The organism is Streptomyces sp. JJ38 (assembly GCF_019303475.1).
Taxonomy (GTDB): domain Bacteria; phylum Actinomycetota; class Actinomycetes; order Streptomycetales; family Streptomycetaceae; genus Streptomyces.
Window position 1 is genome coordinate 1 of record NZ_JABLSI010000045.1, and the last position, 16387, is coordinate 16387.

Here is a 16387-nt window from a genome sequence, read left to right on the forward strand (position 1 = left end):
TCATCGCCGTCATCGCCCTCTACCTCGTCGCCGAAACCGCCCTCGCCCCCTTCCTCCCCCAACTCTTCACCCGTCTCTACGACATCACCGACACCAGCGCCACCGGCTACTACCTGTGGATCTGCCGCATCATCGGCCTCGCCGCCCTCCCCCTGTGGGGCCTCGCCGCCCGCCGCTGGCCACCCCAACGCCTCGTCCTCATCGGCCTGCTCGCCTCCGCCGCCTGCGACCTCGCCCTCGGCCTCGCCCCCACCTACACCGCCTTCACCGCACTCTCCGCCGCCTCCGTCGCCGCCAACTGCTCCCTCCTCCTCGCCTACCCCGCCCTCATCAGCGAATACAGCCGCCACGCGACCGAAGGCCAACCCGACAGCGACACCGCCCGCCTCGCCGGAATCCGGGCCATCGTCGCCGTCTTCCACATCGCCTCCATCGCCGCCACCGCCACCGGCGCCGCCGTCCTCGCCCTCCCCGAACCCCGCCTCGGCATATCCGCCTTCGCCCTCCTCGACCTCCTCCTCTTCGCCCTCCTCCTGCGCACCCTGCGCCACCTCCCCGCCCCCGAACCCGGCGAACGCGCCCACCACGACACCCCCCGCCGCACCTGGCTCCTCCTCCTGGCCACCGCCGCCCTCATCGGCATCGCCTTCGACTTCGCCATCAGCGTCTCCCGCCCCTTCTTCACCACCCACGCCACCCAACTCGGCACCAGCACCACCATCGCCGCCGCCCTCTTCCTCCTCCCCTCCATCGCCGCCCTCGCCACCCTCCCCGCAGCCCGCCACTGCCTCGGCCGCTACGGACCCCACCTCCTCCCCGCCGCCCTCGCCGTCACCGCCGCCGGACTCGCCGTCCAGTACCTCGCCCCCGGCCTGGCCACCCTCGCCGCCGGACGCATCCTCTTCGGCCTCGGCCTCGGACTGGCCCAAATCGCCGTCGAACTCCGCATGTTCCGCGCCACGGGCACCGCCGGCCCCGCCTTCACCGCCGTCGAGACCTTCCGCTCCGCCGCCCTCATCGCCGCCCCCCTCACCGCAGCCGCCGCCGCAAGCCACGACCTCGCGCTCCCCCTCGGCATCGCCGCCGCAGCCCTCACCGCCGCAGCCCTCCTCACCCTCCTCACGCGCAGCCGCACCACCACCCACGACCCGAAGGACACCCACGCATGAACCGCCCCACCCCCGCCACCTGGGCACAGGCAGGACAGAGGCTGCTCACCAAGGCCATCGAGGAATTCGCCTACGAAGAACTCCTCACCCCCCACGCCGTCGGCGACCAGCCCGACACCTACCGCCTCACCTTCCACGACGGCATCCACTGGACCTTCACCGCCACCCGCGGCACCTTCGGCACCTGGCACCTCACCAGCACCCCCACCCGCCACCCCCAGCCCGACGGCGAAACCGGCCCCGAACAACTCCTCCTCGACGCCCGCCCCACGCTCGGCTGGGACGGCCCCACCACCGCCGAAATCCTCCGCGAACTCACCGCCACCCGCCAGGCCGACGCCACCGCCCTCACCCGCCGCCACACCGCCGCCCACCTCGCCGACCTCGACCACCTCGACCTCGAAGCCCACCAAGACGGCCACCCCTGCATGCTCCTCAACAAGGGACGCCTCGGCTTCTCCGCCCACGACGCCGCCACCTACACCCCCGAAGCCGCCGGGGACATACGCCTCATCTGGGCCGCCATCCACACCAGCCTCGCCACCTACAGCGGCACCCCCGGCCTCGACGCCGACACCCTCCTCACCGAAGAACTCGACCCCCACACCCGCAGCCAGTACACCGCCGCCCTCGAAAAGGCCTGCACCACCACCGGCCACGACCCCGCCGACTACACCTGGCTCCCCGTCCACCCCTTCCACTGGGACGAAGCCGTCGAAACCCTCTTCGCCCCCTACCGCGCCGACGGCCGCATCGTCCGCCTCGGCGAAAGCCCCGACCGCTACCGCCCCCTCCAGTCCATCCGCACCCTCGCCAACCTCGACCACCCCCACCGCCGCAACGTCAAGGTCCCCCTCCTCATCCGCAACACCCTCGTCTGGCGCGGCCTGTCCACCGAACCCACCCACGCCGCCCCCGACATCAGCCACTGGCTCCACACCCTCCGCGCCGGCGACCCCTACCTCAGCGAAGAACTCCGCTTCCACCCCCTCGGCGAAGTCGCCGCCGTCTCCGTCCACCACCCCCTCTACCACGCCGTCCACGACGCCCCCTACCGCTACCACGAGCTCCTCGGCGCCGTCTGGCGCGAACCCGTCCACACCCACCTGAACGACGGCGAACGCGCCCGCACCATGGCCGCCCTCCTCACCACCGGCAGCGACGACCGCGCCCTCGTCACCGAACTCGTCCACCGCTCAGGCCGCCACCCCGAGGACTGGCTCCGCCACCTCCTGCACGCCCTCCTGCCCGGACTCCTGCACCACCTCTACGCCTACGGCGTCGCCTTCTGCCCCCACGGCGAGAACACCGTCATCCTCTACGACCGCACCGACACCCCCATCGGCATCGCCGTCAAGGACTTCGCCGAAGACGTCAACCTCCTCCCCGAACCCCACCCCGCCTACGCCACCCTCACCCAACGCGCCGACAAGGTCCTCCTCCGCTGGCCCGCCGGCGAACTCGCCCACTCCCTCCTCAGCGCCGTCTTCGCCGGCCACTTCCGCTACTTCGCCCCCCTCCTCGAACACCACCTCGACATCCCCGAAACCCGCTTCTGGACCCTCGTCCGCAACGAGATCGAGCACTACCACCAGCGCTTCCCCCAGCACACCCACAACGCCGACGCCTACGGCCTCCTCGCCCCCGACTTCGACCGCGTCGCCCTCAACCGCGAACAACTCCTCGGCGGCGCCTTCCACGACCGCGCCGAACGCGACGAAGGCTTCGACGTCACCCACGGCCGCATCCCCAACCCCCTCGCCACCGCCCAGGACCAGGCATGACCTACGAACAGCTCCGCACCGACCACGCCGCCGGGAAGATCGACAACGTCATCGTCGCCCTCCCCGACCTCCAAGGACGCCTCCAGGGCAGCCGCCTCGCCGTCCCCCACTTCCTCGCTGAAGCCGCCACCGACGGCTTCAGCGCCTGCACCTACCTCCTCGCCACCGACGTCGACATGAACACCGGCCCCGGCTACGCCATCGACGCCTGGAACACCGGCTTCGGCGACTTCCTCCTCCACCCCGACGAAACCACCTACACCACCCTCCCCTGGGACGAAGCCACCGCCCTCGTCATCGCCGACGCCACCTGGCCCGACGGCACCCCCGTCCCCATCGCCCCCCGCCACATCCTCCGCCAGCAACTCGACCGCCTCGCCGCCCACGGCCTCACCGCCCACGCCGGCACCGAACTCGAGTTCCTCGCCTTCCACGACACCTACGCCGAGGCCCACGAAGCCGACTACCACCGGCTCCGCCCCGCCACCCGGCACAACGTCGACTACGCACTCCAGGGCACCACCCACCTCGAACCCATGCTCCGGCGCATCCGCCGCGAGATGGTCCAGGCCGGCCTCACCCTGGAGACCGCCCGCGCCGAAGTCCACCCCGGCCAGTACGAAATCGTCTTCCGCTACGACGAGGCGATGACCACCGCCGACCACCACACCCTCTTCAAACACGGCACCAAGACCATCGCCGCCCAAGAGGGCCACGCCATCACCTTCATGCCCAAGTACGACGAAGGCGAAGGCAACTCCTGCCACATCCACCTCTCCCTCCGCGGCACCGACGGCACCCCCGTCCTCGCCGACCCCACCGCACCCGACGGCATGTCAGCGCTCATGCGCCACTTCATCGCCGGACAACTCGCCGCCCTCCCCGACTTCACCCTCCTCCTCGCCCCCAACATCAACAGCTACAAACGACTCCAGCCCGGTGCCTTCGCCCCCACCGGCATCACCTGGGGCACCGACAACCGCACCTGCCCCATCCGCGTCATCGGCAGCGGCCACTCCCTCCGCATCGAACACCGCGTCCCCGGCGGAGACGCCAACCCCTACCTCGCCCTCGCCGCCCTCATCGCCGCCGGCCTCCACGGCATCGAAAACCAACTCCCCCTCCCCGAACCCCACCCCGACAACGCCCTCGCCGACCCCACCGTCCCCCGACTCCCCTCCACACTCACCGAAGCCCTCCACCACTGGGAAACCAGCGAACTCGTCACCAAAACCTTCGGCGACACCATCACCACCCACTACGCCCAAGCCGCCCGCACCGAACTCACCACCTTCGAACGCGCCATCACCGACTGGGAACGCCGACGCGGCTTCGAACGCCTCTGACCACCACCCCCACCCCACCCCGAAAAGTCAACAAGCCTTACCCCCACCGACATTCACACGCCATCTGAACCCGGCGGGCTACCAGCCGGTAAGCCATAGGCTCACCTCATGCGCCGAGCGAAAATCGTCTGCACCCTGGGACCGGCCACCGACTCCTACGAGCAGATCAGCTCCCTCGTCGAGAGCGGCATGGACATCGCCCGCCTCAACCTCAGCCACGGAACCCACGCACACCACGAACAACTCATCCACCACGCCCGCCAAGCAGCCGAACACGCCGGACGCAGCATCGGCATCCTCGTCGACCTCCAAGGCCCCAAAATCCGCCTCGGCGCCTTCGAAAGCGGCCCCGTCCTCCTCGAACGCGGCGACCCCTTCACCATCACCACCGACCACACCCTCGGCGACCACACCCTCTGCGGCACCACCTACCCCGGCCTCGCCGCCGACACCAACCCCGGCGACACCATCCTCATCGACGACGGACGCGTCACCCTCCACGTCACCGCCATCGACGGCCCCCGCGTCCACACCACCGTCATCCAGGGCGGCCTCGTCTCCGACCACAAGACCCTCAACCTCCCCGGCGTCGCCGTCTCCGTCCCCGCCCTCAGCGCCAAGGACGAAGAAGACCTCCGCTGGGCCCTCCACCACGGCGCCGACCTCATCGCCCTCTCCTTCGTCCGCACCGCCGACGACGTCCGCCCCGCCCACCGCATCATGCGCGACGAAGGCATCCACCGGCCCGTCATCGCCAAAATCGAAAAACCCCAGGCCGTCGACAACCTCCAGGACATCGTCCACGCCTTCGACGGACTCATGCTCGCCCGCGGCGACCTCGGCGTCGAAATGCCCCTCGAAAACGTCCCCATGGTGCAAAAACGCGCCATCAAGCTCGCCAAGCGCAACGCCAAACCGGTCATCGTCGCCACCCAGATGCTCGACAGCATGATCGAGAACTCGCGCCCCACCCGCGCCGAGGCCTCCGACGTCGCCAACGCCGTCATCGACGGCACCGACGCCATCATGCTCAGCGGCGAAACCAGCATCGGCAAACACCCCGTCGAGACCCTGCGCACCGCCGGCCGCATCATCACCGCCGCCGAACAGGACATCCTCGCCCGCGGACTCCCACCCATCAGCCCCAGCACCAAACCCCGAACCCAGGGCGGCTCCGTCGCCCGCGCCGCCGCCGACATCGGCGACTTCCTCGGCGCCAGGTTCCTCGTCGCCTTCACCCAGAGCGGCGACACCGCACGCCGCCTGTCCCGCTACCGCTCGCCCATCCCCCTCCTCGCCTTCACACCCGACCCCGTCACCCGCGCCCAGCTCTGCCTCAGCTGGGGCGTAGAGACCTTCCTCGGCCCCACCGTCGCCACGACGGACGAGATGGTCGACCAGGTCGACGAGCAGCTCCTCAAGATCGGCCGCTGCGAGCGCGGGGACATGGTCGTGATCACCGCCGGCTCACCGCCCGGCGTCCCCGGCACGTCCAACCTCGTCCGCGTCCACCACATCGGGGAGGACTGAGGCTCCGGCCGCCCGGCCCAGGCCGCCGCTCAGTACTTCGGCCCCACGTGCGCGTCCATCAACGCGACGGACGCCCTGCGGGCGACCGAGACGTTGACGCCACTCCCTCCATGGCGAGCAGACGCACGCCACTCCACCCCGACGCGCGTGAGCGTGTCCGTGTAGATGCGGATGATGTCCGCCGAGGTGTTGGTGAAGAAGTACCGCGGATACTCGTACCGCTTCCGGACGCCGCCCACCTGGCGCGTCGCCCAGTTGGTGATCCGGCACCCGTCCGAGTGGATGAGCCCGCGGAGGAGCTCCCAGGGGTGCGCCTCGACGATGTCCTGCTGCCACGGCTCCAGTGCGATCCGCCGCTCGTGCTTCTTGCCTGGCCCATGCTGCGGGAAGAGACAGTGAAGATGGTTGGAGTACACCTTCACGTTGCGGCAACCCTGCTTGCGGACGCGGCAGACAGAGTTGTGCGGGAAGACCGCAGCCATTGCTGCATGGCATGCATCCATCAGCCCGGGCCACGCTTCCGAGCACGTGATCATGAGGTTCGGTGAGCGATGGCCCGAGTAATGGACGATGTGCCCGTCACCGAGATACAGACCGAGGAGGTAGGAGTAGGCCTGTTCCTCCAGGTGACGGCCGTCGCATCGGGGGCACGGGCGTTTGGGTCGTCCGGGCAGAGTGTTCCGTCGTGCGCGGTCCTGGTGAATCCACCAGGACACGGTGCCGTTAGGCACGCTGAGCATACGGGCGGCTTCGGCGATGGGGGCCCCGGAGTCCACGAGTGTGATGGCCCGCGTGCGTGTTTCGAGAGAGTGCATGGCACAACGCTGCAGACAGGCCAGCCAACACGACGTGCGTTCGAGGTCTGAGTCACCCAATCGAGTGATCAACCACGAGGGCGAATCCTTGGAATCTAAGGCAAAGTGCCCCGAGTGGGATTCGAACCCACACTGTCGGTGGTTTGAGCACCGCTTCTCTAACCAGTTGGAATACCGGGGCCTTGGAATGCAAGGCTCGTTGGCCCTGCGGTGACACCAGCCTACCGCAGACAGATAGGCTCGTGGGGCCCGACCTGCTCGATATGCGAGGAGCACCAGTGAGCGCCGCTGACGCCCCGGAGAACCCCACACCGGCTGACACCCCCGAGGGTGCTGAAGCGCATGTGCCGCCTGCGACGACCCGTGTGGTGATCGCGGAGGACGAGGCGCTGATCCGGATGGATCTGAAGGAGATGCTGGAGGAGGAGGGCTACACCGTGGTGGGGGAGGCCGGGGACGGCCGGACCGCGGTGGAGCTGGCGCGGGAGCATCGCCCGGATCTGGTGATCCTGGACGTGAAGATGCCGGAGATGGACGGGATCACGGCGGCGGAGAAGATCGCGGAGGACAGCATCGCGCCGGTGCTGATGCTGACGGCGTTCTCGCAGCGTGAGCTGGTGGAGCGGGCGCGGGACGCGGGTGCGATGGCGTATCTGGTGAAGCCGTTCAGCAAGAGTGACGTGGTGCCGGCGATCGAGATGGCGGTGTCGCGGTTCGCGCAGTTGAGGCAGCTGGAGTCGGAGGTCTCGGACCTGACTCAGCGGCTGGAGACGCGGAAGCTGGTGGACCGGGCGAAGTCGCTGTTGCAGACGGAGTACGGGCTGACGGAGCCGGCGGCGTTCCGGTGGATTCAGAAGACGTCGATGGATCGTCGGCTGTCGATGCGTCAGGTGGCGGAGGCCGTGATCGAGGATGCGGCGGAGAAGCAGGCGCAGCGCCAGTCGAAGAAGTAGTGGCGGGTGAGGGGGAGGGGCTGCGGTACGTCCGTTATGCCCCTTCCTTCTCTTTTGTCCTTCGGGTGTGCGTTGAAAAGATCTTCCTGGTTCGTTCGGTGAGCGGTAAGGACCGTCCTGAATTCGGCGCATGGCACAGGTCACAGGCGCATCACATCTGTGGCGGTTCTCTGTTTGGTTGCGTCTGCGAGGCATAGATTCCGGGCCAGCCGTACGTTCGTGCGGTCTTGCTCCCGCCGGTCGTCTTCCGGCGGTTGCCAACTGTTCTGGGCCGGATCCAGGGGGTTCCCACACGTGCTCAACAAGACTTTTCTGAAGCTTGCCGCGCCGTTGGCGGTTGGTGCTCTCGCCCTGACGGGCTGCGGGAGTGACAGCGGTGGCGGTGGTGGCGACACCATCCGGATTGCCTTCCAGGGTCCCCTTTCCGGTGACAATGTCCAGCTTGGTACGAACATGGAGAACGGCATCAAGCTGGCCATCGAGGAGGCGAATGCCTCGGGTGACTACGACTTCGAGGTCGAGTACCTGCCGGCGGATGACCAGGGTAAGCCGGACAAGGCGACGGCCGCCGCGCAGAAGGCGATATCCGAGGGTGCCATCGCGGTGATCGGCCCGGCGTTCTCCGGTGCGGCCGACACGGCGGGTGAAGTCTACGCGGAGGCGGGTATTCCGGCGGTTTCCTCGTCGGCGACGCGCCCGGACCTGACCACGAAGGGCTATGGGACCTTCCTGCGCGCGGTGCCGAACGACTCGGCGCAGGGTGCGGGTATGGCGAAGTACTTCGACCAGGCCACGGACGCCGAGAAGGTCGTCGTCGTGGACGACAAGACCGACTACGGCGTGGGCCTGGCGGATGTGGCCGAGAAGGAGCTGAAGGCGGTCGGGATCGAGGTCGTCCGCCAGTCGGTTCCGCAGAAGGCGCCGGACTACACGGCCGCCGCGAAGAACGTGGTGGGTCAGAAGGCCGACGGCCTGATCTACGCGGGCTACTACGAGGACGCCGGTCCGTTCGCGAAGAAGCTGGCCAGCGAGGGCTTCGACGGCATCGCGATGTCGGGTGACGGCTCGAACGACATGGGCTTCGTGAAGCTGGCCGGCGATGCCGCCAACGACTGGAAGCTGACCTGCCCCTGCACGGACCCGACGCAGGAGGAGGCGACGAAGAAGTTCGCCACCGACTACGAGAAGAAGTTCAACCAGGCTCCGGGCACCTACTCGGCCGAGTCGTATGACGTCGCCAAGATGATCATCGAGCAGGTCGCGCAGACGGGCGGTGCGGACTCCGACAGCGACAAGCTGATGGAGGCGCTGCGCGGTGTGGAGTACAAGGGTCTGACGAAGACGTTCTCGTTCGACGACAAGGGCGAGTTCAAGAACCAGACGATCTACCTGTACGAGGTCAAGGACCAGAAGATCGGGTACGTCGGGAACATCGATGAGCTGGGCGCTGAGTAAGTCCCCGGCTGCGGGCCCGGTGACGGGTTCGCCTTCTGTGCCGGTCTCCTGACCGGTATCCGGCCGGCGCGATGCGCGCGTGCATTGCGCCGGCCGGTGTTCCACGGTTCGGGTGTGGGTTTCGCCCGTCCGCGTTTTTCTTCCGCTGCTGCCGGGGCCGTGCTGAACGTGCGGGGCGGTGGCTCGTTCCCATAAGGAAGTCGTTCGATGTCCCTCAACGAGTTCTGGGACTTCCTGGTCCTAGGGGTGGTGCTCGGCTGTCTTTATGCCGTCATCGCCATTGGTTACACGCTGGTCTACGGCGTGCTTCAGCTTCTGAACTTCGCGCACAGCGAAGTGTTCATGTTCGGTGGTTTCGGTGGTCTGCTGGCGCTGACGGTGTGGGCTCCGCCCGCGGATCCGTCGGGCGCGACGTCGGTGTTGTACGTCGTGGTCGGCATGCTGGCGGGTGCGGCGTTCGGTGGCGTGGTGGCCTATGGCCTGGAGAAGGTCGCCTACCGGCCGCTGAGACGGCGCAAAGCGCCGCGGCTGGTGTTCCTGATCACGGCGATCGGCGCGTCGTTCTTCCTCTACAACCTGGCGGGGAAGCTCTTCGGCCGCAATTCGCTGGCCATGCCGAAGCTGTACGAGAACGACACGGTGTTCTCGCTGTTCGGGGCGGACCTGAGCGTGACGATGGTCCTGATCGTGGTGTCCGCGGTGGGCATGATGATCGGCCTGGACTACGTGGTGAACCGGACGAAGCTGGGGTCGGGTATCCGCGCGGTGGCGCAGGACCCGGAAGTGGCCTCGTTGATGGGTGTGGACATCGACAAGGTGGTGTCGCGCACGTTCGTGATCGGTGGTCTGCTCGGTGGCGCGGCGGGGTTCCTCTTCGGGGTGAACAACAAGGTCGTGTACACGATGGGCTTCCTTCCGGGGATCACGGCGTTCGCGGCGGCGGTTCTCGGTGGTATCGGCAATGTGCGCGGGGCGATGCTCGGTGGCATGGTGCTGGGCATCGTGGAGACGCTCACCGTGTACTTCTGGGGCGAGGAGTGGCGCTATGTGGCGGGCTTCGCCGTGCTGGTCGTGGTGTTGATGTTCCGGCCGACGGGCCTGCTGGGTGAGCGTCTTGGGAGGACCGCATGAGCGCGGAGGCGATGGTCCGCGGCGGTGTCGCGGAGCGGTTGCGGACGGTGCGCTGGTACCAGCAGCCGCGGTGGAAGCGTTTGGGCGCGATGATCGCGTTGGCGCTGCTGGCGACGATGGTCACCGGAGTGCAGGGCAGTCAGCGTGATCTGTTCTACGCGCTGGAGGAGGACTTCACCGGTCCGGCGCCGTGGATCTGGCTGGCGGTGACGGTCGGTGTGTGGGCGGTGCGCGAGTTCGCGGCGCCGCAGGTGAGGACGGCGACCGAGGCGGCCAGGGGCGCGGCGCACGGTCCGCGGGCGTGGGTGCGGCGGTGCTGGAGCGACCGGCGGGTGCGCTATGGCGTGCTGGGTGGTCTGGCGGTGCTGGCGGTGTTCCTGCCGTCGACGGTGGACCGGTACTGGCAGACGGTGCTGGTGGACCAGATCGCGATCTACGTGCTGGTGGCGATCGGCCTGAACGTCGTGATCGGCTGGGCCGGGATGCTGGACCTGGGCTTCATCGCGTTCTTCGCGATCGGGGCGTACAGCGCGGCGTACTGGACGGGTGCGCTGCCGGTGGCGCCGCCGATGGAGTTGAACAACTTCGCGGTGATCCCGGTGGCGATCGTGACGTGTCTGGTGGCGGGTGTGCTGCTGGGTGCGCCGACGCTGCGGTTGCGCGGTGACTATCTCGCGATCGTGACGCTGGGCTTCCACGAGATCGTGTATCTGACGGCGAAGAACCTGGATGGCGTCACGGGCGGTACCGGTGGCGCGAAGGTGGACCGGTTCTCGCTGGATCTGGGTTTCTGGTCGTACGAGTGGGGCGTCATCGATCCGATGCCGTACTACTACCTGTTGCTGGGGTTCATCGCGGTCACGGTGTACTTCTTCGTGCGGCTGGAGCACTCGAAGGTCGGCCGGGCGTGGACGGCGATCCGTGAGGACGAGATCGCGGCCGCGTCGACGGGCGTGGACACGGTGCGCTACAAGCTGATGGCGTTCGCGATCGGTGCGTCGACGTCGGGTGTGGCGGGTGTGGCCTATGCCTCGAAGGTGGGGTACATCAACTCGGAGAACTTCATCATCCTGTTGTCCGTGCTGGTGCTCGCGTACGTCATCTTCGGCGGTATGGGTTCGCTGGTCGGCGTGTTGTTCGGTGCGGCGTTCCTGGTGTGGCTGCCGGAGGCGCTGCGGGACGTCGTGGACCCGAAGGACCGGTACATGTACCTGGGCGTGCTGTTGGTGATCATGATGATCTACCGGCCGCAGGGTGTGATTCCGTCGCGGCGTCGTTCGCGTGAGTTGAAGATGGCGCAGAGCGGCGACGTGGACGCGGCGCCGGCGACGAAGCCGGTGGGAGGCGAGCAGTCATGACGACCGAGGTGATCAAGGACCGGGGGCCCGGTGGCCGACCGGAGCCGGATGCCGGGGACCTGGTGCTGGACGCGAGTGGCGTCACCCTGCGGTTCGGCGGTGTGACGAGCCTGGACGGCGTCGAGGTGGTCATGCGCCGGGGCGAGATCCTGGCGGTGATCGGGCCGAACGGTGCCGGGAAGACGTCGCTGTTCAACTCCCTGACGGGTGCCTACGTTCCGCAGGAGGGCCGGATCACGTACCGGCCCGCGGACGGCGGTGAGCACGAGCTGCGGGCGCGTAAGCCGCATCTGGTGAACCGTCTGGGGCTGGCGCGGACGTTCCAGAACATCCGGCTGTTCGGGGCGCTGACGGCGCTGGAGAACGTGAAGATCGCGGCGGAGACGCGGCTGAGGGCCGATCCGGTGTCGATCATGCTGGGGTTGCCGAACGCCCGGCGGGCCGAGCGGACCAGTGACCGCAGGGCGCACGAGGTGCTGGAGTTCGTGGGCCTGCTGGGGAAGATCAACGAGCTGGCGGGGTCGCTGAGCTACGGCGACCAGCGGCGGCTGGAGATCGCCCGGGCGCTGGCGACGGACCCGCAGGTGCTGCTGTTGGACGAGCCGGCGGCGGGGACGAACCCGACGGAGAAGCTGGAGCTGGAGGAGCTGATCCGGCGGATCAACCGGGAGCTGGGGGTGAGCGTGCTGCTGATCGAGCACGACATGCGCCTGGTGATGTCGGTGGCGGACCGGGTGATGGTGCTCAACTTCGGCAAGAAGATCGCCGAGGGGACGCCGTCCGAGGTGCAGCGTGATCCGGCGGTGGTGGAGGCCTATCTCGGTGCTCCGGCGGCCTCGGACGAGGCGTCCGAGGCCGGTGTGGAGTCCGGGACGGAGGCCGAGCCCGAGTCCGGGACGGGCCCGGAGTCCGGGGAGGACGACGGGGAGCCGGAGGGCTCCGCGGAGGTCCCCGGGGCGCGTGACGGCGAGGAGGCCGAGGGGCGGCTGCGGAAGGCCGACGAGCGGCCGCGGAAGGATGACGAATGAGCGGCACCACGGAGTTGACGAAGGAGCCGGTGCGGGATGTGCCGGGCGGCACTCCGGTGCTGGAGTTGCGTGATCTGCGGGTGTTCTACGGCGCGATCGAGGCGCTGAAGGGCATCGACCTGTCGGTGCACGAGGGCGAGGTCGTGGCGCTGCTCGGTGCGAACGGTGCCGGGAAGTCGACGACGCTGCGGACCGCGTCGGGGATGCTGTCGCCGCGCTCGGGGCAGGTGCTGCTGCACGGCGAGCGGGTGGACGGCATCAAGTCGCACGACCTGGTGCAGTTCGGGATCGGGCATGTGCCCGAGGGCCGTCGGGTCTTCGCGCGCATGACGGTCAAGGAGAACCTGGAGATGGGGGCCTACCGGTTCCGGTCTCCCGACCGGGACGCCATGGACCGGGTGTACTCGCTCTTTCCGCGGCTGCACGAGCGCAAGTCGCAGTTGGGCGGGACGCTGTCCGGCGGTGAGCAGCAGATGCTGGCGATCGGCCGTGCGCTGATGGGCAAGCCGGAGCTGTTGCTGTTGGACGAGCCCTCGATGGGTCTGGCGCCGCTGATCGTGCAGCAGATCTTCGACATCCTGAAGGAGATCAACGAGCAGGGCACGACGGTGCTGCTGGTGGAGCAGAACGCTTCGCAGGCGCTGCAGTTGGCCGACCGCGGCTACGTGCTGGAGACGGGTGCGGTGGCGATGTCGGGTGAGGCGTCGTCGCTGCTGGCCGATCCGCGGGTGCGGGAGGCCTACCTGGGCGAGGGCGCGGCCTGAGGCCGGCGTGAACGGGCGAGGGGCCGGGCACCACATGGTGCCCGGCCCCTCGCCCGTGTTCGGGGGTCAGGCGTCGCGCAGGAGGCAGGTGAGGCGGGCGGTGCACACGCGCCGGTCCTGTTCGTCGGTGATGGCGATGTCGTAGGTGGCGGTGGTGCGTCCGCGGTGGACGGGGGTGGCGGTGCCGGTGACGAGTCCGGAGCGCAGGCCGCGGTGGTGGGTGCAGTTGAGGTCCACGCCGACGGCGACCTTGCCGGGGCCGCCGTGGAGCATGGCGCCGACGGAACCGAGGGTCTCGGCGAGGACGGCGGAGGCGCCGCCGTGCAGGAGTCCGTAGGGCTGGGTGTTGCCCTCGACGGGGAGGGTGCCGACGACGCGGTCGGGGGCGGCTTCGAGGATCTTCAGGCCCATGCGGTCACCGAGGTGGCCGGCGGAGAAGAGGGTGGGCAGGTCGATGCCGAGTCCGGACCACTGGTCGAGGACGTCCTGGGGGAAGCGGGTGGTGGTGTTCTCGCCCATGGCGTTGTGCGGCTCCGATCGTTGTCGGCGTGGTGGTGGCGCCCGGTGGGGCGGTTGCCGTCCCGATGCTAAGCGGTTGCTCAACCGCCGGTGGGGGTGAGTCGGATCACGATGGACTTGCTGGCGGGGGTGTTGCTGCCGTCGGCGGTGGCGTCGAGCGGGACGAGGACGTTGGTCTCGGGGTAGTAGGCGGCGGCGCACCCGCGCGCGGTGGGGTAGTGGACGACGCGGAACCCGGGGGCGGTGCGTTCGGTGCCGTCGTGCCATTCGCTGGTGAGGTCGGCGTACGTGCCGTCGGCCAGGCCGAGGGCAACGGCGTCGTCGGGGTGGACGAGGACGACGCGGCGGCCGTCCTTGATGCCGCGGTAGCGGTCGTCGAGGCCGTAGATGGTGGTGTTGTACTGGTCGTGGGAGCGCAGGGTCTGCAGGAGCAGCCGGCCCTCGGGCAGGTGGGGGTGTTCGACGGGGGCGGCGGTGAAGCGGGCCTTGCCGGTGGCGGTGGGGAAGCGGCGTTCGTCGCGGGGGGCGTGGGGGAGGGTGAAGCCTCCGGGCCGGGCGATGCGGGTGTTGAAGTCCTCGAAGCCGGGGATGACGCGGGCGATGCGGTCGCGCACGAGGCTGTAGTCGCGCTCGAAGTCCTCCCAGGGCGTGGTGCTGGCGGTGCCGAGGACGCGGCGGGCGAGGCGGGCGACGATGGCGGGTTCGGACAGGAGGTGTTCGCCGGCGGGTTCGAGGGTGCCGCGGGAGGCGTGGACCATGCCCATGGAGTCCTCGACGGTGACGAACTGCTCGCCGGCGGCCTGGACGTCGCGTTCCGTGCGGCCGAGGGTGGGCAGGATGAGGGCCCGGGAGCCCGTGACGACGTGTGAGCGGTTGAGCTTGGTGGAGACGTGGACGGTCAGGCGGGCGCGCCGCATCGCGTCCTCGGTGACGCGGGTGTCGGGGGAGGCGGCGACGAAGTTGCCGCCCATGGCGAAGAAGACCTGGGCGCGTCCGTCGCGCAGGGCGCGGATGGACTCGACGGTGTCGAGGCCGTGTTCCCGGGGCGGGGCGAAGCCGAACTCGCTCTCCAGGGCGTCGAGGAAGGCGGGGGCCGGGCGTTCGACGATGCCCATGGTGCGGTCGCCCTGGACGTTGCTGTGGCCGCGTACGGGGCACACCCCGGCGCCGGGGCGGCCGACGGCGCCGCGCAGCAGGAGGAGGTTGACGACTTCGCGGATGGTGGCGACGGCGTGCTTGTGCTGGGTCAGTCCCATGGCCCAGCACACGACGATGCGCTGCGATTCCAGCACCATGCGCAGGGCTTCCTCGATGCGGGAGCGCTCCAGTCCGGTGGCGGTGAGGGTCTCCTCCCAGCCGGTCTCGGCGGCGGCCTTGACCAGGTCTTCGTAGCCGTCGGTGTGGGCGTCGACGAACTCCTGGTCGACGGCGCCGGGGGTCTCCAGGACGAGCTTGTTGAGGAGGCGGAAGAGGGCCTGGTCGCCGCCGATGCGGATCTGGAGGAAGAGGTCGGTGAGCGGGGTGCCGGTACCGGCGAGGCCGCGGGCGGTCTGGGGGTTGCGGAAGCGCTCCATCCCGGCTTCGGGCAGCGGGTTGACGGTGATGATGCGGGCCCCGCCCTGCTTGGCCTTCTCCAGGGCGGTGAGCATGCGGGGGTGGTTGGTGCCGGGGTTCTGGCCGGCGACGATGATGAGCTCGGCCTGGTGGAGGTCCTCCAGGAGGACGCTGCCCTTGCCCACGCCGAGGGTCTCGGTCAGGGCGGTGCCGGAGGACTCGTGGCACATGTTGCTGCAGTCGGGCAGGTTGTTGGTGCCGAACTCGCGGGCGAAGAGCTGGTAGAGGAAGGCGGCCTCGTTGCTGGTGCGGCCCGAGGTGTAGAAGACGGCCTCGTCGGGGGAGTCGAGGGCGCGCAGCTCGTCGGCGATGATGCCGAAGGCCTGCGTCCAGCTCACCGGCTGGTAGTGGTCCGCGCCCTTGGCGAGGTAGACGGGCTGGGTGATGCGGCCCTGCTTGCCGAGCCAGTAGCCGGAGCGCTCGGCGAGTTTGGCGACGGTGTGACGGGCGAAGAAGGCGGGGGTGACGCGGGCGCGGGTGGCCTCCTCGGCGACGGCCTTGGCACCGTTCTCGCAGAACTCGGCGGCGTGCCGGCGCTCGTCCTCGGGCCAGGCGCAGCCCGGGCAGTCGAAGCCCTCCTTCTGGTTCACCCGCAGGAGGGTGAGCGCGCTGCGTTTGACGCCCATCTCCCGGTGCGCCATGCGCAGGGCGTGGCCGATGGCGGGCAGTCCGGCCGCGGAGCGCCGCGGGGGCCGGACGCTGGGGGCGTCCTGGACGGGGTCGCCGGAGGAGGACGGAGTGGCACGCGTCATGGTCCGATCCTGCCACGCGTGCGGGCGGGCCGGTCGTGCCCGGCGCGGAGGGGCGGCGTGGAGGGGGCGGTGCGGCTCGGGGTTGTCGGTGGGGCGTGGCAGGATCGGGGGCGTGGCAAAGGACGAGCAGAGCAGGCGGGCAGGCGGCGTGGCGGTACAGGAGCAGGCG

The 16387-nt window shown here is 69.2% G+C and carries 13 protein-coding genes and 1 tRNA gene; 10 read left to right on the forward strand and 4 right to left on the reverse strand.

Going from position 1 to position 16387, the window contains the following annotated elements; all coding sequences use genetic code 11:
- From HPT28_RS21465 to pyk, 4 genes are all read left to right on the forward strand, one after another.
- Positions 1-1169, forward strand: a 1169-nt coding sequence (locus tag HPT28_RS21465; protein WP_219092821.1) for an MFS transporter, incomplete at its 5' end; no start/stop codon positions are given.
- Entirely contained in the window at positions 1166-2953 is a 1788-nt protein-coding gene (locus HPT28_RS21470; protein ID WP_219092822.1) for an IucA/IucC family siderophore biosynthesis protein, read from the forward strand. The genes HPT28_RS21465 and HPT28_RS21470, both read left to right, overlap by 4 nt.
- Positions 2950-4299, forward strand: coding sequence for a glutamine synthetase family protein (locus HPT28_RS21475; protein ID WP_219092823.1), 1350 nt, complete (start codon positions 2950-2952; stop codon positions 4297-4299). Before HPT28_RS21470 ends, HPT28_RS21475 begins: the two co-directional genes overlap by 4 nt.
- A 108-nt stretch (positions 4300-4407) precedes the next feature.
- Entirely contained in the window at positions 4408-5829 is a 1422-nt protein-coding gene (gene pyk, locus HPT28_RS21480) for a pyruvate kinase (protein ID WP_219092824.1), read from the forward strand.
- A gap of 29 nt (positions 5830-5858) precedes the next feature.
- On the opposite strand, the gene HPT28_RS21485 is transcribed toward pyk, so the two are convergent.
- Positions 5859-6644 (reverse strand): helix-turn-helix domain-containing protein, encoded by a 786-nt coding sequence (locus HPT28_RS21485; protein ID WP_219092825.1) that lies wholly within the window; start codon positions 6642-6644, stop codon positions 5859-5861.
- Positions 6645-6750: 106 nt separating this feature from the next.
- Positions 6751-6825 (reverse strand) — tRNA-Leu (locus HPT28_RS21490).
- 97 nt (positions 6826-6922) lie between these two features.
- Here HPT28_RS21490 and HPT28_RS21495 point away from each other — a divergent pair.
- From HPT28_RS21495 to HPT28_RS21520, 6 genes are all read left to right on the forward strand, one after another.
- Positions 6923-7597, forward strand: a complete 675-nt coding sequence (locus HPT28_RS21495) for a response regulator (RefSeq protein ID WP_308119426.1) — start codon at positions 6923-6925, stop codon at positions 7595-7597.
- 294 nt (positions 7598-7891) lie between these two features.
- The gene (locus HPT28_RS21500; protein ID WP_219092826.1) at positions 7892-9052 is read left to right on the forward strand and encodes a branched-chain amino acid ABC transporter substrate-binding protein; all 1161 of its coding nucleotides are present in this window, start codon (positions 7892-7894) and stop codon (positions 9050-9052) included.
- A 207-nt stretch (positions 9053-9259) separates the two neighbouring features.
- Positions 9260-10183, forward strand: a complete 924-nt coding sequence (locus tag HPT28_RS21505; RefSeq protein ID WP_219092827.1) for a branched-chain amino acid ABC transporter permease — start codon at positions 9260-9262, stop codon at positions 10181-10183.
- On the forward strand, positions 10180-11541 hold the full coding sequence (locus HPT28_RS21510; protein WP_219092828.1) for a branched-chain amino acid ABC transporter permease: 1362 nt from the start codon (positions 10180-10182) through the stop codon (positions 11539-11541). The genes HPT28_RS21505 and HPT28_RS21510 overlap by 4 nt, the downstream gene beginning before the upstream one ends.
- Positions 11538-12569, forward strand: a complete 1032-nt coding sequence (locus tag HPT28_RS21515) for an ABC transporter ATP-binding protein (RefSeq protein WP_219092829.1) — start codon at positions 11538-11540, stop codon at positions 12567-12569. Before HPT28_RS21510 ends, HPT28_RS21515 begins: the two co-directional genes overlap by 4 nt.
- Positions 12566-13333, forward strand: coding sequence for an ABC transporter ATP-binding protein (locus HPT28_RS21520; protein WP_219092830.1), 768 nt, complete (start codon positions 12566-12568; stop codon positions 13331-13333). Before HPT28_RS21515 ends, HPT28_RS21520 begins: the two co-directional genes overlap by 4 nt.
- A 66-nt stretch (positions 13334-13399) precedes the next feature.
- Here the strand turns inward: HPT28_RS21520 and HPT28_RS21525 are convergent, their stop codons facing one another.
- Both HPT28_RS21525 and HPT28_RS21530 read right to left on the reverse strand, forming a co-directional pair.
- Positions 13400-13852: a PaaI family thioesterase gene (locus tag HPT28_RS21525; protein WP_219092831.1), complete on the reverse strand. Its 453-nt coding sequence runs from the start codon at positions 13850-13852 to the stop codon at positions 13400-13402.
- A gap of 80 nt (positions 13853-13932) precedes the next feature.
- Entirely contained in the window at positions 13933-16218 is a 2286-nt protein-coding gene (locus HPT28_RS21530; RefSeq protein WP_219092832.1) for an FdhF/YdeP family oxidoreductase, read from the reverse strand.
- Between the last annotated feature and the right edge of the window lie 169 nt (positions 16219-16387).